The organism is Streptomyces sp. NPDC001714 (assembly GCF_042892755.1).
Lineage (GTDB): Bacteria > Actinomycetota > Actinomycetes > Streptomycetales > Streptomycetaceae > Streptomyces.
This window is the reverse complement of record NZ_JBIAUL010000002.1, coordinates 484,398-501,800: the sequence shown is the minus strand read 5'-3', so window position 1 is coordinate 501,800 and position 17,403 is coordinate 484,398. Positions and strand designations below refer to the sequence as shown.

14 protein-coding genes are annotated in these 17,403 nt (G+C 73.3%); 7 read left to right on the top strand and 7 right to left on the bottom strand.

Annotation, left to right across the window (positions count from 1 at the left end; genetic code table 11):
- Positions 1-38: 38 nt before the first annotated feature.
- From ACFY0P_RS06850 to ACFY0P_RS06835, 4 genes are all read left to right on the top strand, one after another.
- On the top strand, positions 39-734 hold the full coding sequence (locus tag ACFY0P_RS06850) for a CBS domain-containing protein (RefSeq protein ID WP_388908142.1): 696 nt from the start codon (positions 39-41) through the stop codon (positions 732-734).
- Between the two features lie 193 nt (positions 735-927).
- On the top strand, positions 928-3,597 hold the full coding sequence (gene adhE, locus ACFY0P_RS06845) for a bifunctional acetaldehyde-CoA/alcohol dehydrogenase (protein WP_388908140.1): 2,670 nt from the start codon (positions 928-930) through the stop codon (positions 3,595-3,597).
- 74 nt (positions 3,598-3,671) lie between these two features.
- Positions 3,672-4,862, top strand: a complete 1,191-nt coding sequence (locus tag ACFY0P_RS06840; protein ID WP_388908138.1) for a globin domain-containing protein — start codon at positions 3,672-3,674, stop codon at positions 4,860-4,862.
- A gap of 67 nt (positions 4,863-4,929) precedes the next feature.
- Positions 4,930-5,352, top strand: a complete 423-nt coding sequence (locus ACFY0P_RS06835; protein ID WP_388908136.1) for a hypothetical protein — start codon at positions 4,930-4,932, stop codon at positions 5,350-5,352.
- Positions 5,353-5,492: 140 nt separating this feature from the next.
- Here ACFY0P_RS06835 and ACFY0P_RS06830 read toward each other — a convergent pair whose 3' ends face one another.
- Entirely contained in the window at positions 5,493-6,323 is an 831-nt protein-coding gene (locus tag ACFY0P_RS06830; RefSeq protein WP_388908134.1) for a universal stress protein, read from the bottom strand.
- A gap of 430 nt (positions 6,324-6,753) precedes the next feature.
- Between ACFY0P_RS06830 and ACFY0P_RS06825 the strand changes: the two genes are divergently transcribed.
- Positions 6,754-7,203 carry a pyridoxamine 5'-phosphate oxidase family protein gene (locus ACFY0P_RS06825; protein ID WP_388908132.1) on the top strand — a complete coding sequence of 150 codons (450 nt, stop codon included), beginning with the start codon at positions 6,754-6,756 and terminating at the stop codon, positions 7,201-7,203.
- Between the two features lie 86 nt (positions 7,204-7,289).
- Here ACFY0P_RS06825 and ACFY0P_RS06820 read toward each other — a convergent pair whose 3' ends face one another.
- Positions 7,290-9,245, bottom strand: a complete 1,956-nt coding sequence (locus ACFY0P_RS06820) for a PAS domain S-box protein (protein ID WP_388908130.1) — start codon at positions 9,243-9,245, stop codon at positions 7,290-7,292.
- 332 nt (positions 9,246-9,577) lie between these two features.
- On the bottom strand, positions 9,578-10,663 hold the full coding sequence (locus tag ACFY0P_RS06815) for an enoyl-CoA hydratase/isomerase family protein (protein ID WP_388908128.1): 1,086 nt from the start codon (positions 10,661-10,663) through the stop codon (positions 9,578-9,580).
- Positions 10,664-10,685: 22 nt separating this feature from the next.
- Here ACFY0P_RS06815 and ACFY0P_RS06810 point away from each other — a divergent pair, with 22 nt between their 5' ends.
- Positions 10,686-12,029, top strand: a complete 1,344-nt coding sequence (locus tag ACFY0P_RS06810; protein ID WP_388908126.1) for a CoA transferase — start codon at positions 10,686-10,688, stop codon at positions 12,027-12,029.
- Complete coding sequence (locus ACFY0P_RS06805; protein WP_388908124.1) at positions 12,026-13,426, top strand: amidohydrolase family protein; 1,401 nt, start codon at positions 12,026-12,028, stop codon at positions 13,424-13,426. The genes ACFY0P_RS06810 and ACFY0P_RS06805 overlap by 4 nt, the downstream gene beginning before the upstream one ends.
- Here ACFY0P_RS06805 and ACFY0P_RS06800 read toward each other — a convergent pair.
- From ACFY0P_RS06800 to ACFY0P_RS06785, 4 genes are read right to left on the bottom strand one after another with little or no spacing between them, the layout of a single operon-like run.
- Entirely contained in the window at positions 13,411-14,280 is an 870-nt protein-coding gene (locus ACFY0P_RS06800) for an NAD(P)-dependent oxidoreductase (RefSeq protein WP_388908122.1), read from the bottom strand. The genes ACFY0P_RS06805 and ACFY0P_RS06800 overlap by 16 nt on opposite strands.
- Entirely contained in the window at positions 14,280-14,819 is a 540-nt protein-coding gene (locus ACFY0P_RS06795) for a DoxX family protein (protein WP_388908120.1), read from the bottom strand. Before ACFY0P_RS06795 ends, ACFY0P_RS06800 begins: the two co-directional genes overlap by 1 nt.
- Positions 14,816-15,733 (bottom strand): alpha/beta fold hydrolase, encoded by a 918-nt coding sequence (locus ACFY0P_RS06790; protein WP_388908118.1) that lies wholly within the window; start codon positions 15,731-15,733, stop codon positions 14,816-14,818. The genes ACFY0P_RS06795 and ACFY0P_RS06790 overlap by 4 nt, the downstream gene beginning before the upstream one ends.
- Positions 15,730-17,391 carry an OB-fold domain-containing protein gene (locus ACFY0P_RS06785; protein WP_388908116.1) on the bottom strand — a complete coding sequence of 554 codons (1,662 nt, stop codon included), beginning with the start codon at positions 17,389-17,391 and terminating at the stop codon, positions 15,730-15,732. The genes ACFY0P_RS06790 and ACFY0P_RS06785 overlap by 4 nt, the downstream gene beginning before the upstream one ends.
- Between the last annotated feature and the right edge of the window lie 12 nt (positions 17,392-17,403).

Here is a 17,403-nt window from a genome sequence, read left to right as displayed (position 1 = left end):
CCCCGAGCCCGGGCCCGACCGGAAAGGAGGTGGGTGCCATGGCCCGCATCGTCGGTGAGGTGATGACCTCCGACGTCGTCGAGGCGCACCCGGAGACGTCCTTCAAGGACGTCGTACGGCTGCTGGACCGGCACCGGATCAGCGGCCTGCCCGTCGTGGACCACGACGACAAGGTCGTGGGCGTCGTCTCGGAGACGGACCTGATCCGTTGTCAGGCGGCCCGGTCGTCCCCGGCCGACCGGACCCGGCGGGCGCGGAGACAGCGGCCGGACCGCCTCAGGCGTCCTCGCTCCGGTGCCGTCACCCACGCCGTCACCGCGCGGGAGCTGATGTCGACGCCCGCCATCACCGTGCATCCGGAACAGCGGATTGCGGACGCCGCACGGGTGATGGAGCGTCACGGTGTCGAGCGCCTCCCCGTCGTGGACGAGGAGGACCGGCTGATCGGCATCGCCACCCGGCGGGACCTGCTGCGGGTCTTCCTGCGCACGGACGACGAGATCGGCCAGGAGGTCCACGACGAGGTGCTGGACCGGGCACTCGGTCTCCCGGCCGGCGCCGTGACCGTCTCGGTCAGGGAGGGCATGGTCACGCTCACAGGAGCCGTACCGCACCACGGCGACATTCCGAACGCGATCCGGTTGACGTATCGGGTGGACGGCGTGGTCGGCGTCGTCAACAGCCTGGCCTGCCGCGCCGACGACGCGCCCTCCTCCCGGGTGCGGCACGACTAGGCACGGCCGAGGGGACACCCGGCCCCGCGGCCCGGGGCCGACCAGTCCCTCGCGGGGACCAACGGGACCTGGGTGCACGGCCGCCGCCGAGAGAGGCTCCTGGTGGGAGCGGTGCCCGTCCCTCGCGGTGCCGCCTCCTCCCGCGCCGCCACCCGTGCGGTTGCCGCCCTCTCCACGACGGAGGCCTGCCGACATGACCCGCCACGACGACCGCAGCGCGACCACCGAACTTGACGAAGCCCCGTCCGACATCACCGTCGCGGTGGACCGCCTGGTGACGAACGGGCTCAAGGCGCTCGCCGACTACGAGAGGCTCGACCAGGAACAGGTCGACCACATCGTGAAGAAGGCCTCGGTCGCCGCCCTCGACCAGCACACCGGGCTCGCACGGCTCGCCGTGCAGGAGACCGGACGCGGCGTCTTCGAGGACAAGGCCGCCAAGAACATGTTCGCCTGCGAGTACGTCACGCACAGCATGGGCCCGATGAAGACAGTCGGTGTCATCGCCCGCGACGACATCGACGACATGATCGAGGTGGCCGAGCCGGTCGGCGTGGTGTGCGCGGTCACACCGGTCACCAACCCGACCTCCACCACCGTCTTCAAGGCCCTGATGGCGCTGAAGACCCGCAACCCGGTCGTGTTCGCCTTTCACCCCTCCGCCCAGCGCTGCAGCGCGGAGGCGGCCCGTGTCGTGCGCGACGCGGCGGTCGCGGCGGGCGCGCCGGAGCACTGCGTCCAGTGGATCGAGACCCCGTCCGTCGAGGCGACCGGCGCCCTGATGCGCCACCCCGGCGTCTCGCTGATCCTCGCCACCGGTGGCAACGCCATGGTCAGGGCGGCGTATTCGGCCGGCAAACCCGCACTCGGCGTGGGCGCCGGCAACGTCCCCGCCTACGTCCACCACAGCGCCGACCTGCGGCGGGCCGTGAACGACCTGGTGCTGTCCAAGGCGTTCGACAACGGCATGATCTGCGCCTCCGAACAGGCCGTCATCCTGGACGAGCAGATCTACGACGCGGTCCTCACCGAATTCCGCACCCTGCACGCCCACGTGGCGACCGCCGACGAGAAGGCGAAGCTGGAGACGTTCCTGTTCCCGGCCGGCAAGGCCGCCGGCGCGGGCGCGGGCTGCGAGCCCAGGGTCAACTCGACGGCAGTCGGGCAGAGTCCGGTGTGGATCGCCGAGCAGGCCGGGTTCTCCGTGCCCGAGGACACGTCGCTCATCCTGGTCGAGGCCGAGCAGGTCGGTCCCCAGGAGCCGCTCACCCGCGAGAAGCTCTGCCCGGTCCTCGCCGTCCTGCGGGCCGGCTCCACGGAGGTGGGCTTCGACCTGGCCGCCGCCATGGTCGACTTCCACGGGCAGGGCCACAGCGCCGTCATCCACACCGGGGACCTCGAACTCGCCGAGGCGTACGGCCGCCGGATGAAGACGGTACGGATCATCGTCAACGCCCCTTCCTCGCAGGGCGCGATCGGCGGCATCTACAACAGCCTGCTGCCGTCGCTGACGCTGGGCTGCGGCTCCTGGGGCAGCACCTCGGTGTCCAACAACGTCTCCGCCGCCCAGTTGCTGAACGTCAAGCGGGTGTCCGTGCGCCGCAACAACCTCCAGTGGTTCAAGGTGCCGCCGAAGATCTACTTCGAGCCGCAGTCCATCCGCTATCTGACCTCAATGCCGGACGTCCACCGCGTCACCGTCGTCACCGACGCGACGATGACCCGCCTCGGTCTGGTCGACCGGGTCGAGCGCGTGCTGCGGCGGCGCCGGGAGCCGGTCACCATCCAGGTCATCGACAACGTCGAGCCCGAACCCAGCATCGACTCCGTCCGGCGCGGCGCCCGCCTCATGGGCGGCTTCCGCCCGGACACCATCATCGCCCTCGGCGGCGGCTCCCCGATGGACGCGGCCAAGGTGATGTGGCTGCTGTACGAACAGCAGGCCGACGGCAAGGACGTCGACTTCGCCGACATGCGGCACAAGTTCTCCGACATCCGCAAGCGCGCCTTCCGCTTCCCGGTGCTGGGGAAGCTCGCCCGCCTGGTGTGCGTACCCACCACCTCGGGCACGGGTGCCGAGGTCACCCCCTTCGCGGTGATCTCCGACCCGGCCACCGGCAAGAAGTACCCGCTGGCCGACTACGCGCTCACCCCGAGCGTGGCCATCGTGGACCCGCTGTTCACCGCCGGACTCCCGCCCGCCCTGGCGGCCGACAGCGGCTTCGACGCCCTCACCCACGCCATCGAGGCGTATGTGTCCGTCTACGCCAACGACTTCACCGACGGACTCGCCCTGCACGCGATCCGGCTGGTCTTCGGGAACATCGAGGCGGCGGTGAACGACCGTGCGGGCCGGCCCGAGGCCCAGGAGAAGATGCACAACGCCGGCACCATCGCCGGGATGGCGTTCGGCAACGCCTTTCTCGGCATCGTCCACGCCATGTCCCACACGCTCGGCGCCACTTTCCGCATCGCGCACGGCCGCACCAACGCGGTCCTGCTGCCGCACGTCATCCGCTACAACGGCACCGTCCCCGCAAAGCTCACCGGCTGGCCGAAGTACGAGCACTACCGTGCCCCCGAGCGCTTCCAGGACATCGCCCGCGCCCTCGGCCTGCCGGCCGCCACCCCCGCGGAGGGCGTCGAGTCAGTGGCCGCGGCGGTGGAGCGGCTCCGGGACGCCGTGGGCATCGAGCCGTCGTTCCGGGCTCTCGGCGTCGACGAGCGGACCTTCCTCGACGCACTGCCCCAGCAGGCCCTGAACGCCTTCGAGGACCAGTGCGCGCCCGCCAACCCGTGGATGCCCCTGCTCGACGACATGCGGCAGCTCATGCGAGCCGCCTACTACGGGCACGACGCGTAGTTCGTCCGGCTCGGTCCGGCCGCCGCTGCTCCTTTCCCCTCATCACCCCTCATCCGCCCTGCCAGGGAGTCTCCATGCTGTCCGCAGAGTCCGCCGCCCTCGTACGCGCCACCCTGCCCGCCGTGGCCGGAGCACTCGACGAGATCACCACCCGCTTCTACGCCACCATGTTCCACGACCGGCCGGAACTTCTCGACGGCATGTTCAACCGCGGCAACCAGGCGAGCGGCGACCAGCGCCGTGCGCTGGCCGGTTCGATCGCCGGGTTCGCCCGCGCACTGCTGGAGAATCCCGGGACCCGGCCGGACCAGCTGCTGTCCCGGATCGCGCACAAGCACGCCGCCGTCGGCGTCACCGACGACCAGTACACGATCGTGCACAAGTACCTGTTCGGCACGATCGCCGAGGTCCTCGGGGACGCGGTCACCCCCGAGGTGGCGGCCGCCTGGGACGAGGTGTACTGGCTCATGGCAGGCGCCCTGATCAGCCGGGAGGCGCTCCTCTACCAGGACGCGGGCGTCCAGCCCGGCGGGATCTGGCGGCCCTGGACGGTCGTGGAACGCCGTACCGAGACCCCCGACGTCGTCTCCTTCCTGCTCCGGCCGGCGGACGGCGAACGCGTCTCGCGGGCCCGCGCGGGCCAGTACGTCAGCGTCCGTGTGTGCCTGGCGGACGGGATGCACCAGCTGCGCCAGTACAGCCTCTCCTCGGACCCGGGCGACGGGCTGCGGCGGATCACGGTCAAGCGGGACGGCGAGGTCTCCGACCTGTTGCACGACACCGTCCACGAGGGGGACGAGCTGCTGCTGTCCGCGCCGTTCGGCGACGTCTTCCTCGACGACCCGGTGGACACCACCACGCCGGTAGTCCTGGTCTCGGCGGGCATCGGCTGCACCCCCATGACCGGCATCCTCGCCCACCTGGCCGGCCTCCGCTCGATCCGCCGGGTCCTGGTCCTGCACGCCGACCGCTCCCCCGCCGACCACGCCCTGCGCGCCGAGACCCACGACCTCGTCGGTCGACTGCGGGGCGCCCGGGCCGTCTTCTGGTACGAGTGTCCCGCGCCGGAGGAACCCGACGCCCGCACCGGCCGGATGGACCTGAGCGACATCCGGCTTCCCGACAACGCCACCGTGTTCCTGTGCGGCCCGCTCCCCTTCATGCGGGACGTACGCGGACAACTGCTGCACGCCGGTGTTCCCGCGCGCCGCATCCGCTACGAGGTGTTCGGCCCCGACCTGTGGCTGCCTGACACCACGGCGTGAACGGACCCACCGCTCCGTCCTTCCCGTTCCTCAGTTCCTTAGTTCCTTAGTTCCGAGGAGAAACCCCATGACCACCGACAACGCCCAGGCGACACCCGCAGTCGAGCTGCGCTCCGACGGCGCCGTCGACGAGGAGACCCTGGCGTACGCCCGGACGAAGATCGACGCCGTGGTGAGCAGGCCGGGGCTGCCCGCCGTCAGCGGCGAGGTGCGCATCCTGCGCGCGGCCGCCCACCACGCCGGCCACCCCTGGTCGGCCACGGCGGACCTGCACATCGGGGGCCGTCAGCTGGTCGTCACGGTGGCCGGGGAGGCCACGGCCACGGAGGTCGTCGACCGGCTCCAGGACCGACTGCGCCGCCAGACCGACAGGGCCGCCCGGTCCTGGAGCGACGGACGTCGTACGGCCACCCCGCCATGGCGCGGGGGACGCACGGGGTCCCCCGGCACGGACACGGACGGCACCGACGAGAGCTCTCGCCCGGCCTGACATCACGGTCCCGGACTCCGGAAGGAGCGGCCCGGGAGATGTCGGACGACCGGAGCGGCACCGCCTCCTCGCGGTGCCGCTCCGGACCTCGTGTCGAGGGACGCAGGTCGAGGGAACAGGGGGCGAAGGAGCAGGGGCTGTCATCCCTCCGGTACGACGACCAGGGGGCAGTGCGACCGGTGCAAGAGCGTGTGGACGACCGGACCCAGGCGTGGTCCGAGCACACCGGTACGGCGGTGGGTACCGACGACCACCACGGCGGCTTCCTGGGACGCCGTCAGCAGTGCCGGGGCGGGGCCGGTACGGACCGTGTCGGACTCCACGACGACATCGGGATGCCGGTCCTGGAGGTGACCGAGGGCGTAGCGCGCCACGGCCTCTTCGGCCCGGCTCTCCCTGACCGTCCCCGCCGGACCGGAACTGCGAACCCCCGTGAGCGGGGGCAGTTCGGGGGTGATGTGCCGACGGGTCCGGGAGTGCAGGACACGCAGGCTCGCGCCGCGCCGCTCGGCCTCCTGAAAGGCGTACTCCGCCGCCTGCACGTCCGAGTCGTCGGAAAGGCCCAGCAGCACGGGCCCGGCCTCTGCACAGGGGTGGTCGCCGCGTACGACCAGAAGCGGTCCCTGCGCGAGGGCGGCCAGCCTCAGGCTCACCGAGCCCAGTGCCGAACCCGCCACCGTGCCCAGGCCGCGGGTGCCCACCACGGTGAGGACCGCGTCCTCGCTCTCACGCGCCAGGGCCTGCACCACGCCCCCCTCGGCCGCGACGGTCTCGACGGACAGCCCCGGACACCGCTCACTGGTGCGCGAGACGGCACTGGCCAGGACCGGTGCGGCCTCGTCACGGTCGGGAACCGCGTACAGCATGCGCAGTGTGCAACCGTGCCGTACCGCCTCGGCCGCGGCCCGGTCCAGAGCTCGTACAGAGGTCAGAGAGCCGTCGACTCCGACGACTATGTGACGCAGGGTCATGGTCGTATCTCTCCTTCCCTCGGCCGGCAGTGCGACGGCAGCGCCACTCGACACCGCCCAGCGGATTCCTCGGACGATGCTCCTCGTACGCCACGGCCCTCAGCAGGTGCCGATGGCACCCCGGCAACGGCCGAACGGCCCATGAGGCAAGGGCCGTTCAGTCCGGACGGTGTCGAGGGCGCCGCCGCATCCACGACGCCTGTGGCAGAGCCGACCTTGTTCGCGAGGCCGGGCAAGGTCACCAGCGCGAACACCGTGCCGCTGCCGTCGCCCGGTGCGGGGACCGCATCGAAGCTCCCGGCCAGGACCACGCCCGGTATCCGCACCGGTCCCTCACCCGGTCGGCAGGGTCCATCAGTCCCTACAGGCCGGCCCGGGATAGGGCCTGTCGGCCCTACAGCCACGAACAGGCCAGGAGGAGTATGGACCAATGCTCCGCAACGACGGCTTTCGCGCGCTCGACCGCCAGGAGTGCCTGCGCCTGCTCGGCAAGGTGCCGGTCGGTCGCGTGGTCTACACCCAGCAAGCGCTGCCCGCGGTTCTCCCCGTCAACTTCTCGTTGGACGCGGATGCCTCGGTAGCGCTGTGCACCGCTGCGGGTTCGGATCTGGTCCGTGCGATCGGAGGAGTGGTGGTGGCCTTCGAGGCGGATGAGTTCGACGCGGAGAGCGGGTCCGGCTGGAGCGTGGTCGTCACCGGACGGGCGGCCGTGGTGAGCGATCCCGCGGAGCACGCGAGGCTGGCGCAGGCGGGCCCCCGCTCATGGATGCCGATACGGGACCCGGTGTTCGTCCGGATCGAGTCCGAGATGATCACGGGGCGCGAACTGGGCCGGCCTGACCGTCCCGGGGATCCGTCGGTGCAGCAACGGAGCGGCTGACTCCGGCAGCCCGGCACCATCGCGTCCGGCAGCGCCCGAGTGAGCTGTCCGGCTCGGCCGTACCCAGAGATGCCGGTGGCAACTCGTCACAGCCTCAGTGTGAACCAGGTGGTCTTTCCCTCGTCGGTGGGGCGCACGCCCCAGGCGTCGGCGAGGGTGCGGACCAGGAACAGGCCACGGCCCGACTCCTCGTCCTCGGCCGCGTTACGGGGCTGGGGCAGGTGCGGACTGCGGTCGCTGACCTCGACGGTCAGGTCGTTGGCGGTGCGGCACAGGTGCAGGCCGAGGGGGCCCTCGGCGTGCTGCACGGCGTTGGTGAGGGTCTCGGAGAGCAGCAGGAGTGCCTCGTCCACCGGTCCTGTGCAGTCCCAGGAGAGCAGTGCCTTGCTGAGGAACGCGCGGCCCTCGGGCACGGAGGAGGGCACGGCCGGGAGGTCGGTCGTGACCGCCGCCGCGGGCGCGGCCGGCAGTTGGGCGAACAGGAGGGTCACGTCGTCGTCGTGGCTGTCGGCCTCCGGCAGCAACTGGGTCAGGACGTGGTCGGCGGCGGTGTCCAGACACGGTGGCGCGGTGAAGTACCCGCCCACCACCTCGGTGAGCTCGGCGATGCGGAGCTCGATGTCGCTGCCGGGCGTCTCGACCAGGCCGTCGGTGTAGAGGATGAGGGTGGCACCGGGCGGCACGGCCGTCGACGACTGTTCGTAGAGGACGTCACCGACCCCGAGCGGGGCGTTGACCTGTGCCGGGAGCCTGCGGACGGTGCCGCCGGGGGTGGCCACCAGGGTCGGCAGATGACCGGCGGAGCAGACGGTCACCGTGCCCGTGTCCGGGGCGATGGTGAGGTAGCAGCAGGTCACCAGCTGGTCCGGTACGTCGAGGTCCTCGACGCAGGTGTCGAGGGCCTGCATCAGCTGCCGGGGCTGCATGCCGGTCTTGGCCAGCGCGTGCGCGGCCGAGCGCAACTGGCCCATCACCGCGGCGGCTTCGAGGCCGCGGCCCATGACGTCCCCGATGAGGACGCCGACCCGGCCCGCGCCCAGCGGGATCAGGTCGAACCAGTCGCCGCCCACGCCCGCGCCCTGCGTGGCCGGCCGGTAGCGGCTCGCGGTGGCCAGGCCGGGGATCGCGGACGGGGTGCCCATGAGGCTGCGCTGCAGGGTGAGCGCGATGTGCCGCTGCTGCTCGTACAGCGCGGTCAGTTCGGCCTCCGCGCGCTTGCGGTCGCTGATGTCCCGCACGATGGCGCACGCCCCGACGACCGTGCCGTCGGTGTCGCGGGTCGGCCAGAGGGTGACGTCCACGTCGAGCAGACCGCCGCCCTTGGTCATCCGGAGCGTCTCGAAGTGCTCGACCTTCTCGCCGTGCAGCAGCCGCTCCAGGAGCGCGCTGATCTCGCCGCGCAGGTCGGGCGGGGAGAGCAGCGACACGTGCCGGCCTATGGCCTCCTCGGCCGTGTAGCCGTACAGCCTTTGGGCGGCCGCGTTCCAGTAGGTGATGTAGCCGTCGAGGGTCTTCGCGAGGATCGCGTCCTGGGACGACTCGACGAGCGCGGCGAGTTCGTTGATGCGGGCCTCGGCCGCCTTGCGGTCGCTGACGTCGCGGACGGCGGCGGAGACCAGCAGTCCGTCCGCGGTCTCCAGCGGGCTGAGGCTGATCTCGACGGGGAACTCGGTGCCGTCCTTGCGCAGCCCGTGCAGGTCGAGCCCCGCGCCCATCGGACGGACCTGGCGGTTGGCGGCGTACCCGCCGCGGTGCACCGTGTGCTGGCCACGGAAACGGTGCGGCATCAGCAACTCGACCGGACGGCCGAGGAGTTCCTCGCGTCCGTAGCCGAAGAGGGCCTCGGTCTGCGCGTTGACCAGCCTGATGGTTCCGGTGTCGTCCACGATCACCATGGCGTCCGGGGCCGCCTCCAGCAGCCCGCGGAACCTTTCCTCGGCGGCCTTCGGCCCGTTCGTGCCCACGACCTGGCCGTACCGGCAGGCCTCCCGGCCCGCTCCGGCCGCCGCACAAGCCAGACCCGACTCGGCAAACGTGTCCATGTCCGCCCCCCTCCCGCCGGTTGCGATGAATCAGGTCATCCCAGCGCATCGGGACGGGGGACCGGGTCGTATGTCGGTTACTGGCTGCCGTCCGGCCGAACCTGTCCGTCAACGGCCCACTGCGGCGCGGTTCCGCGCGAGGATTCGAGGCCATCTTGTGGAGGGTGCAGAACCCGGGCCTCCTGCCCGACGAACTCCGCAGCGCGCTCCGGTATGTCCGCCGGCCCCGGGAACCTCCCCGGGTGTCGAGGCGGCTTCAGCAGGTCCGGAGATGCTCGTCCCCGGTCGGTCACCGCAGCTCATCGCGCGTCGGCGGCAGGGACTTGTGCGGCTCAGGCACGGATCCGGTCCACCAGTCCCCAGGCCAGGGCCCGTTCAGCCGATATGGCCCGGCCGTCGAGAACCAGGTACAACGTGCGCCAGCGGCCGATCCGGCGCGGGATGCCGACGGTGCCACCGGCCCCGGGGAGCAGGCCCATGGCCAGTTCGGGCAGCCGGACCGTGGTACCGGGGGCCGCCAGGACCCGGGCGGCGAAGACCGGGAGTTCGATGCCCGCGCCGACGCAGGTCCCGTGGATCCGCGCGGTGAGCCGGTCGCCGAGAGCGTGCAGACGCGCCGCCGCTCCGGCTCGGGTGCGGATCAGATGCGCGGCCGCGAGATCCGGGGCCGTACCGAACTCGTCCAGGTCACCGCCGGAGCTGAAACAGGGGCCGTTGCCGTCCAGGACGACCTCGCGCACGGTGTCGTCCCAGACGGCGATGTCGAGGGCCGCGACCAGGGCGTCCCGCAGTTCCGCGCCGTGCGCGTTGCGCCGCTCGGGCCGGTCGAGCGTGATCCGCAGGACGTCGTCCTCGCGGCGCACCACCACGGGGTCGCCCGTCGCACGCGGCGGCGCGGGCCGTGGCCCACGCGCTGCGAGCCATCCGGCGAAGCCGGCACCGCCGAGCAACGTCGAGTACGCCAGCGACTCCAGGTCGAGGGCGTGTGGCACGGACAACTGCCCGGTCATGCGGAGGACTTGGTGCAGCACCAGTGCCGCTTGTGGTTGTTCCGCCGCCCGAGCGCGCAGGAACTCCGCCTCGGCGGCCGGGTCCGTGACCGCGACGGTGGCCGGGTGCCCGGCAGCGTCCGTTGTCAGGAGGCGGTCGCGGGGAGCCCGTACCAGGGTCAGGTCCAGTGCGCTCAACAGGGTTTCGGGACAGTCGGGCACCGGCCTGACGGTGCGTCCGACGAGCAGCCGCTCGCCGGCCCGGGCCCGGCGGACGGCCTGCTCCAGGTCGGCGGCGGTGGGTGGGGTCACCGGGTCCAGGTCGACGACCGTCAGCGGCCGGGACGGCTCGGCGTGCGTGACCAGCAGGTCGGCGTCCGCCGCCCCGGCCGCGAGATCTGTGAGGGAGATTGCTGTGGTCGCAGGCACGTCTCTGATCTACCATCCCCGCATGGCCGACGGGGCATCTGGCAGTACCGCGGGAGCGTCCCGGCGCCGCGCCCACGGCGGTCCGCCGGCTCCGCCCTCGATCCGGCCGGGCGCCGACCCGACACGATCGGCCCTTCCCTGGCCCGACACCGTTCCAGACCGGGTCGCGGAGGACTGGGCCCGCAGCGGTGTCCCCCTGCTGACCGGTCACCCCGACGGGCCCCCGCTGCTGCCTCCCGGTGCGGCGGCCACCTTCGCCGCCCTGCTGGCCGACCACGTCGCCGCCGCGGGTGGGACGCGGCTCGACGGCGCCCGGATGCTCGCCGAGCGGGCCGCGCTCAGCGGGCGTGGCCGCCGGGGCCGGCTGTCTGTGGGCGGCAGTTGCCGACTCCTGCCCACCAGGGACGGCTGGGCCGCCGTGTCCGACGCGCGGCCGGACGATCCCCTGCTGTGGAGCGCTCTGATCGGCCGGGAACTCGACGCCCGGGCGCTGCCGGACCGGCTGGCCGGCTGGCTCGTCGCGCACGAAGGCGCCGAGCTGGACGAGCGGGTGGAACTGCTGGGTCTCGCAGGCGGTGCAGTCCGGCCCCGCCCCCACCGCATCTGCCCGCTGCCGGGCACGCCTCGTGACGGGGCAGGGCTGCTGGTGGTCGACTTCAGCGCACTGTGGGCGGGCCCGCTGTGCGCGCATCTGCTGGGCACGGCGGGAGCCAGGGTGGTCAAGGTGGAGACCCCGTCCCGTCCGGACGGCGCCCGCTTCGGCGATCCGGCCTTCTACGACCTGCTGCACGCCGGGCACGAATCGGTCGTCCTCGACCCCATGGACGCCCGTGGCCGTGCCGCCCTGCACGAGTTGGTCGCCCGGGCGGACGTGGTCGTCGAGGCCTCCCGGCCCCGCGCCCTCGCGGGCTTCGGGCTCGACGCCGAGGCCGAGGCGGCCCGCGGCTGCACCTGGATCTCGATCACGGCGTACGGGCGGGCCTCGGGCCGGGTCGGCTTCGGCGACGACGTGGCCGCCGCCCGCGGGCTCCTCGGCGCGGACGCGGACGGGCTGCCCGTGTTCGCCGGTGACGCCGTGGCCGACCCCCTCACCGGCCTGCTCGCCGCCGCGCTCGCCCTGTCCGAACAACCGGGAGGCGGGGGCGCGGTGCTGGACGTGTCGATGGCGGACGTGGTGACCGCCTGCCTTTCCGGGCCGACCGCCCGCGACGCCCGGGTGGTCGAGCACGGCGGCTGGCTGGTGGAGACCGGGGGCACGGCGTATCCGCTGTCCGCGCCACGTCCGCGCCGTCCGGCCGCGGCCGCCCCGGCGAGCGGCGCCGACACCGCCACCGTGCTGCGCGAGCTGGGGATCCGGGTGCCGTGAGCGGGCTGCTGATCCGGGACACGGAGGTCGACGGCCGGCGGTGCTCCGTGCGGGTCCGGGGCGGTGTGGTCGCGGAACTCGGCGCGGGGCTGGTGCGGGCGCCCGGTGAGGAGGAGATCGACGCGGCGGGCGGTGCCCTGCTGCCCGGCCTGACCGACCATCACCTGCACCTGTTCGCGCTGGCGGCCGCGGTCTCCTCCGTACGGTGCGGGCCGCCGGACGTCGGCGACCGCCCGGCGCTGCGGGCGGCACTGCACCGGGCGGTTCCGGACCGGCACGGCTGGGTCCGGGGCGTCGGCTACGACGAACGGGTCGCCGGATCCCTGGACGCCACCGGGCTCGACGCACTGCGGGCGGACGTCCCGGTGCGGGTGCAGCACCGAAGCGGTGCCCTGTGGATACTCAACTCCCTCGCCGCCGAACGGGCCGGCCTGGCGCACGAAAGCCGTCCCGGCATCGAACGCGATGACGCCGGACGGCCGACGGGGCGGTTGTGGCGGGCCGACGACTGGCTGCGCGAACGGCTGCCCGAGGCCCCCGCGCCGTCCCTGGCGGCGGTGGGCCGCCGACTCGCCGGTTACGGCATCACGGCCGTCACCGACGCCACCCCGCGCCTGACCCCCGACTCCGTCGGCAGGCTCACCGAGGAGGCGCGCAGCGGTCGCCTGCCCCAACGGCTGCTGCTGCTCGGGGCGCCCCTCGGAACACCGTCGACGGCCCGGCCTGCGCCCGGCCCCTGGAAGATCGTCCTCGCGGACTCGGAGCTGCCTGACTTCACCGAGCTGACCGAGGAGATAGGTGCCGCACACCGGCGGGGCCGTCCCGTCGCCGCGCACGCGGTCACGGCCGTCTCCCTCGCCCTGCTGCTCGCGGCGCTGGAACGGACCGGGGTGCTGCCCGGTGACCGGGTCGAGCACGCGGCGGTGGTTCCGGCGGAGGCCGTGCCCGTCGTGCGCCGCCATGGCCTGACCGTGGTGACCCAGCCCGGCTTCCTCACCGACCGCGGCGACGCCTTCCTCGACGCCACCCCGCCGCACGAGCACACCGACCTGTACCGCTGTGCCTCGTTCCTGCGCTCCGGCGTCCCGCTGGCGCTGTCGAGCGACGCCCCGTACGGGCCGCTCGACCCCTGGTCCGTGGTCCGCGCGGCCACCACGCGCCGGGTCCCCGGCGGGCGGACCGCGAACCCCGCCGAACGCGTCACCGCGGCGCAGGCGCTGGCGGCGTACCTCTCACCGCCCCACTCCCCCGGCTCGGGGCCTCCGCGGCCGGTGCCGGGCACGCCCGCCGACCTCGTCCTGCTCGCCGTGCCGTCGGCCGAGGCCCTGTCGGATCCGTCGGCCGACCTGGTGCGGCTGACTCTCATCGGGGGGCGGATCCGCTATCGCCGGCCCTGAACCGGCCGTCGGCCGTTGTCCGTCGTCCCTTGTCCGTTCACCTGTCCGTTCATTCGGGCGAGGGCCGCGCCGGCGGCCGTCAGGACGATGTCCGGTTCGGCACCGGCGGCCTCGGTGACGTCGGTGAGCAGGCGGACGTCCTTACGGAGCAGCGGACCGGCGTGGCCGGCGAACCGGTCCAGGGTGCCCCCGGCCGCCGCGACCCGGTCGAGCGCGAAGCCGGCCGCGCTGCCGTGGGTGAGGACGCGGGCGAGGGCGGCCGGGTCGATCGCCAGGTCCCGGCCGAGGGCGAGGGTGTCGGCGGCGGTGCCCAGATTGGCCGTGAACAGCACGTTGTTGAGGAGTTTCGCCAGCTGGCCGGTGCCCAGCGGGCCCATGTGGACGACCGGGTCCGCGTAGGTCGCGAACACCGGACGGCAGTAGGCCACCGTGCCGGGCTCGCCGCCCGCCATCACCACCAGTCGTCCCTCGGCCGCCGCCGGGCCCCCGCCGCTCACCGGGGCGTCGATCAGCGTGACGCCGTGGGTACGGGCGCGGTCGGCGAGGCGACGGCAGGTGTCGGGGTGCACGGTGCTGTGCACGGCGACCACCCCGCCCCGGCGCAGTCCGGCGAGGACGCCGTGCTCGCCGGTGAGGACCTCCTCGACGTCCGCGTCGTCGACGACACAGACGCACACCAGGTCGCTGGCCGCGGCCAGGTCCGCCGGAGAGGCGGCGCGCCTGGCCGGGGTGTCCGCGAAGGGGAGGAGGGTGACGGGGCGGCGGGCCCAGAGGGTCGTCTCGTGTCCCGCTTCGACGATCCGACGGGCCATCGGGGCGCCCTGGCTGCCCAGTCCGATGAATCCGACGCGCATCAGCCGGTCTCCTGTTCAAGGGGTTCGGGGGCGGGCGCCGGGTCCGGCGCGGGCCGGGGGCGCCAGAAGGCGGCGAGCAGGCCGGCGGTGGCGAGCACGGCCGCCCCGAGGGCGATGCCTGCGCCCGTCCAGCCGTCCCGGTCGAGGCCGGCCGCGTCGTCCAGGGAGGCGCTGCCCGGTCCCAGCGCGGCCAGCGCCAGGGCGGCGACGGCGAGCGTGAGGACGTACTCGTAGCCCTCTTCGAAGACGAAGAAGCCGTTGGGCCGGTGCGCGAGCAGGCCCGCCACCAGCATCACCGAGATGACGGCCGCGCACGCCAGCGGGGTGAGCAGGCCGGCCAGCAGGAGCAGCCCGGCGCCCGACTCGGTGGCCACGCTCAGCCAGGCCTGGAGCCTGCCGTGGGTGAGGCCCAGGCCGGTGAACCAGCGGGCGGTGCCCGCGATACGGCCGCCGCCGCGCCAGTGGTTGAGTCCGTGCGCGATCATGACGACGCCCAGGACCAGGCGCAGCAGCAGTGCGACGGCATCGGTGTGGTTCATCCCGCTCTCCCTTGTCGTGGGGGTGCGGCGACGCCCGCCTCCCGAGTCACCGCGCACTCCTCCGCGAACGACAGCACCCTCAGGTGGTAGGCCCGGGCCGAGTACCCGAGGCTGAGATTGTGCCCGGCGTCGCGCTGTTCGTGGACCCGGACGCGAGGCGACGCGGTGAAGAGGGAGGCGATGTCGGCGAGGGCGGCGGGGCCGGAGCTCCACACCTCCTCGTGGTCGCCCAGGGTGAAGTGCACGGGTACGCGCACGCGGGCCGCCAGCTCCGGGAACTCGTGCCGCCAGCCGCGGGCGGCGGACTCGTAGGCGGGCGAGGCGGCGGCGATGCTCGCGCCGCCGTGGACCTCCGGCGGGTAGAGGTGGCCGGCGCCCCAGAGGGCTTCGCGGAGCCGGTCGCGGGCCCGGCCGGGGCGGCGCAGCTCCTCGTCGCCGTTGTCCAGGAAGCTCACCGAGCGCGGGTGGTGATGCCGTCCGGTGCCGGCGATCTCCAGGCCGAGCAGGGTGTGTCCGCGCTCGTCGGCGGCCATCCGCACCGCGAGTTCGCCACCGGCGGAGTGGGCCGCCAGGAACACACCGCCGCCCGCCTGGCGGGAGGCGAGCAGCCGCTCCAGGGCCGCGTAGGCGAGGTCGACCCGCCGTGCCGGGTCGGTGAGCCGGGGTGCGTGGGGCAGGGAGGCGCCGTAGCCGGGCCGGTCGAGTGCGATGACCGTGAAGCCGAGGGCGGCTCCGGTGCGCAGCAGCGAGAGCCGTGGCCGGCCCGGGCAGTCGAAGTAGGCCGAGTCGGTTCCGCCGCCGTGCAGGGCGAGGACGACGGCGCGTGGCTGTCGTACCCAACTCGCCCGGTACGAGAGGGAGATGCCGTCGACGCTCACCGCGCCGGGCACCACGTCCGGATGGCTGTCTGTCACGTGTCCGTCCTGAGGAGAATGGCCCCGCCGGGCGCCAGCCCGCCGGTACTGACCACCGCGACCCTGGCCCCGGGCACCTGGCGGGCGCCGCCGTCGCCGCGCAGCTGGACGACCGCCTCGTGCACGAGGCCCATGCCGTGGGTACGGCCGTGGGAGAGCTGGCCGCCGTGGGTGTTCAGGGGCAGTACGCCGTCGCGGGCGATGTTCTTTCCGCCGTCCAGGAAGTCCTTGGCCTCGCCGATGCCGCAGAAGCCGAGCGCCTCGATCCAGGAGAGGCAGTTGAAGGTGAAGCCGTCGTAGAGCTCGGCCACGTCGACGTCGGCGGGGCGCAGGGAGGTGCGGGTCCACAGGTGGGCGGACGGGCCGAGGGTCTGGGGTTCGTGGGTGAGCGTGCTCTGGTCCCACTCGATGCGCTCGGTGATCTGGGTGCCGACGGCCTCGACGAGGACCGGTGGCCGGGCGAGGTCGGGTGCGGTGTCGAGGGCCGAGACGACGACGGCGACGGATCCGTCGCAGGGGACGTCGCAGTCGTAGAGGCCGAAGGGCGTGGTGATGGGGCGGGCCTGCAGGTAGTCGTCCATCGTCATCGGGGCGCGGTAGATCGCGGTCGGGTTCAGGGCCGCGTTGGCGCGCTGGTTGACGGCGATCCAGCCCAGGGTCTCGCGGGTGGTGCCGTAACGGTGCATGTGCCGCTGGGCGTTCTGGGCGAGGGTGTGGGCGGCGGAGGTGGCGCCGAAGGGCTTGAACCAGCCGGCGTCCGCGCGCTCGGCCAGGGGGATCCTGCCCTCCTTCACGAGCTCGGCGAAGCTGGACTCCCACACGGTGCGGAAGCAGAGCACGTGGCGGGCGAGGCCGCCGGCCACCGCGAGCATCGCCGCGATGAGGGAGCCGCCGGGGCCGAAGGTCTCGCTGCCGCCGTTGTACCAGGTGGGGCGGATGCCGAGCGCTGACTCCAGGGCGGTGACGCCGCCCTCGGCGAAGCCGCCGTAGGCGCCGGCGCCCGGGTAGCTGGCCAGGCCGTCGATGTCGTCCAGGGTGAGTCCGGCGTCGGCGACCGCGGCCTCGCAGGCCTGGACCGTGAGGGAGAGCGGGGGGACCCTCAGCCGGCGGCCGAGCGGGGAGGCGCCGATGCCGGTGAGGGCGACCTTGTCCTCGAACTTCTCCGAGGTCCGCATCGGTCGTATGTGACATACCACTGAGCCCGGGTCGGTCTCGTCGGTGGGCAGCCGCGCGGGTTCCCCCCGCTCCGCGGCCGGCCTGAACAGCGGCAGCCACACGTCCTCCCCGGCCTGCTCGAAGACGGCCTCCATGCGCATGCCGAGGGCGAGTTCGCCGGGGTCGCAGTCGACGGCGTTGGTGGTGAGCCGGATCCGGGGGTCCTCCTCGAGCGCGACCTGGGCGACCACGTAGGGCGCCGGCAGGCCGGGGAGGCTGAAGCGGTGGCTGACGGTGAAGCCGACGAGGGTCGCGTGTCCGGAGACGGCCCGTACTCCCATCTCCCGTCCGCGGCAGTACCGGCAGACGGGCTGCGGCGGATGGATCAGGGCGGTGCAGGAGGCGCACTCCTGGATGCGCAGCCGTCCGTCCGCCCCTGACGTCCAGAAGAACTCGTTCTGGTCGGTGATCAGGGGCAGCGGGCGCCCCGAGGATGCGGCCACTGTGCGACGTCC

Coding starts and splice junctions, on each gene's coding strand:
- ACFY0P_RS06840 (WP_388908138.1), top strand. CDS start 3,672: ATGCTGTCCGCAGAGTCCGCCGCCCTCGTACGCGCCACCCTGCCCGCC.
- ACFY0P_RS06835 (WP_388908136.1), top strand. CDS start 4,930: ATGACCACCGACAACGCCCAGGCGACACCCGCAGTCGAGCTGCGCTCC.
- adhE (WP_388908140.1), top strand. CDS start 928: ATGACCCGCCACGACGACCGCAGCGCGACCACCGAACTTGACGAAGCC.
- ACFY0P_RS06825 (WP_388908132.1), top strand. CDS start 6,754: ATGCTCCGCAACGACGGCTTTCGCGCGCTCGACCGCCAGGAGTGCCTG.
- ACFY0P_RS06830 (WP_388908134.1), bottom strand. CDS start 6,323: ATGACCCTGCGTCACATAGTCGTCGGAGTCGACGGCTCTCTGACCTCT.
- ACFY0P_RS06795 (WP_388908120.1), bottom strand. CDS start 14,819: ATGAACCACACCGATGCCGTCGCACTGCTGCTGCGCCTGGTCCTGGGC.
- ACFY0P_RS06820 (WP_388908130.1), bottom strand. CDS start 9,245: ATGGACACGTTTGCCGAGTCGGGTCTGGCTTGTGCGGCGGCCGGAGCG.
- ACFY0P_RS06800 (WP_388908122.1), bottom strand. CDS start 14,280: ATGCGCGTCGGATTCATCGGACTGGGCAGCCAGGGCGCCCCGATGGCC.
- ACFY0P_RS06850 (WP_388908142.1), top strand. CDS start 39: ATGGCCCGCATCGTCGGTGAGGTGATGACCTCCGACGTCGTCGAGGCG.
- ACFY0P_RS06810 (WP_388908126.1), top strand. CDS start 10,686: ATGGCCGACGGGGCATCTGGCAGTACCGCGGGAGCGTCCCGGCGCCGC.